We start from the raw sequence: 1,929 nt of genomic DNA, 5'->3' as shown, positions 1-1,929 counted from the left end.
TTCCAGTGATGATGGCTTCATACCATTCCTTCAATTTTTCCTTTGATGGATGGTTGTATGAAGTCTCAAGGAAATCAAGACCGAGCCGCTCGTAAAGTAATTCTAATACTTCAAACGCGGGAACGGTTTGATCATTCTCAATTTTGGAAAGATACGCCGGTGAGATAATTCCATCTGCCAGCTGGTTTTGAGTTAACCCCTGCTTGACTCGATGAAATCGAAGTACTTTACCATATTCCATTGGCCACACACCTAGTTGATCAACTGTTGATTTGGAAGAGTGTGCCTCTTTCAAATCTATATTTAGAATACATGTTCGATTAGGAATTTTCAACAATAATCACGTGTTTCCCAAGTCGTGAAAAAAATGAGGCTTTAAGGGGGATTTTGACCCCTGACTTTCACAGGATATTCGTCTGAATATTGTGATACATTGGAAGTGTATTACAAATATAGGAGGGATTCGATGAACTGGAAATCAGTAACAGCTGCATTTGTACTAGGAACTAGCTTAGTGTCTGGCGGGACATTAGCTAATGCCGAGGATAGTTCAGGTATTAAAAACAAAGGGGCTTCTTCGGAATTTATAACAGAGAACCTGAAAGGATCTAAGATTAAGAGCGATAAAGCCGTAAAAGAATTTTTTAAACAGAAGCGTCAGGAGTTTAATTTTAACCCAAATAAAGATTTAAATTTAGTTAAAAAGGAAAAAGATGAGGTCGGAATGACTCACTATACTTATCAGAGAACCGTTGGAAATGTCCCGATAGCTAATGCAAAGGTTATGGTACATACAAATTCGAACGGAGCGGTTACTGCAGTCAATGGCGAATTTCATGAGGATGCTCCAGAAAAAGTGAAGCAGTTGAAGGAGTTGAATCATAAAGAATCTATTAATCTAGCATGGAACCATATTGATGTTACCAGGGAAGAAGCTGATAAAGTTCAAAAAAGCAAACTTGGTAAGGATTTTGAAACACTAACGGAAAACTCTAATCTTGTCGTGCACCACCAAGATGGGGAATACACGTTAGCATATCATGTGGAGCTCCAATTTTCTCAGCCATATCCTGCGAATTGGCAGATTTATATTAATGCAGAAAATGGAGAAGTGTTAAAAGCGGCGAACGTTGTTCATGAAGCTTCTGGTACAGGTACGGGAGTGCTAGGTGATTCTAAAACGCTGAACACGTATGCTTATAATAACACTTACTACTTATTTGATACCACAAAACCTATGAATGGGGTTATTGAAACGTTCGATAATTATGGAGGGCAATATAGCAGCCTGCCTGGTTATTATGTTACGGATTCTGGTAATACATTCTACAGTGAAAGGCAAAAAGCAGCGGTGGATGCTCATTATTATGCAGGAGAAGTTTTTGATTACTACTATGATACATTTGGAAGGGTCAGCTACGACAATCAAGGAGCTGATATTCGTTCCACCGTTCATTATGGATCAAATTACAATAATGCGGCTTGGACTGGAAATCAAATGATTTACGGCGATGGTGATGGTTCGACGTTTACCTATTTGTCTGGCGCTGATGATATTGTAGCTCACGAATTAACTCATGCTGTAACCGATACAACAGCTGAACTGGTATATGAAAATCAGTCCGGTGCACTAAATGAATCATTCTCCGATGTGTTCGGTTTCTTTGTGGATTCAGAAGATTGGTTAATGGGAGAGGATGTGTACACTCCAGGAACCTCAGGGGATGCCCTGCGTTCTCTTTCGAATCCAAATGCGTACAATCAGCCGGACCATATGGATGAATACCGTAACCTTCCTAATACAGAATCTGGAGACTGGGGCGGAGTTCATATTAATAGTGGTATCCCAAATAAAGCAGCTTATTATACGATTAACAGCATAGGAATATCCAAAGCGGAAGATATTTATTACCGGGCTTTAACCGTTTA

Annotated in this window: 2 protein-coding genes; one reads left to right on the top strand and one right to left on the bottom strand. The window is 39.6% G+C overall.

From position 1 onward, the window contains the following. Window positions 1–241 (bottom strand): helix-turn-helix domain-containing protein (locus WAM07_RS17170; protein WP_422168622.1); only part of this gene is annotated, 241 nt, incomplete at its 3' end. Between the two features lie 225 nt (window positions 242–466). Here WAM07_RS17170 and WAM07_RS17165 point away from each other — a divergent pair. After that, window positions 467–1,929: M4 family metallopeptidase (locus WAM07_RS17165; protein WP_422168621.1), on the top strand; the 1,463-nt coding region annotated here is incomplete at its 3' end.

Source organism: Halobacillus sp., from assembly GCF_049282395.1.
In the GTDB taxonomy this organism is placed as follows: Bacteria; Bacillota; Bacilli; order Bacillales; family Halobacillaceae; genus Halobacillus.
Note: the sequence above shows the minus strand (reverse complement) of the source record. Positions and strands in the feature narration are given on the sequence as shown.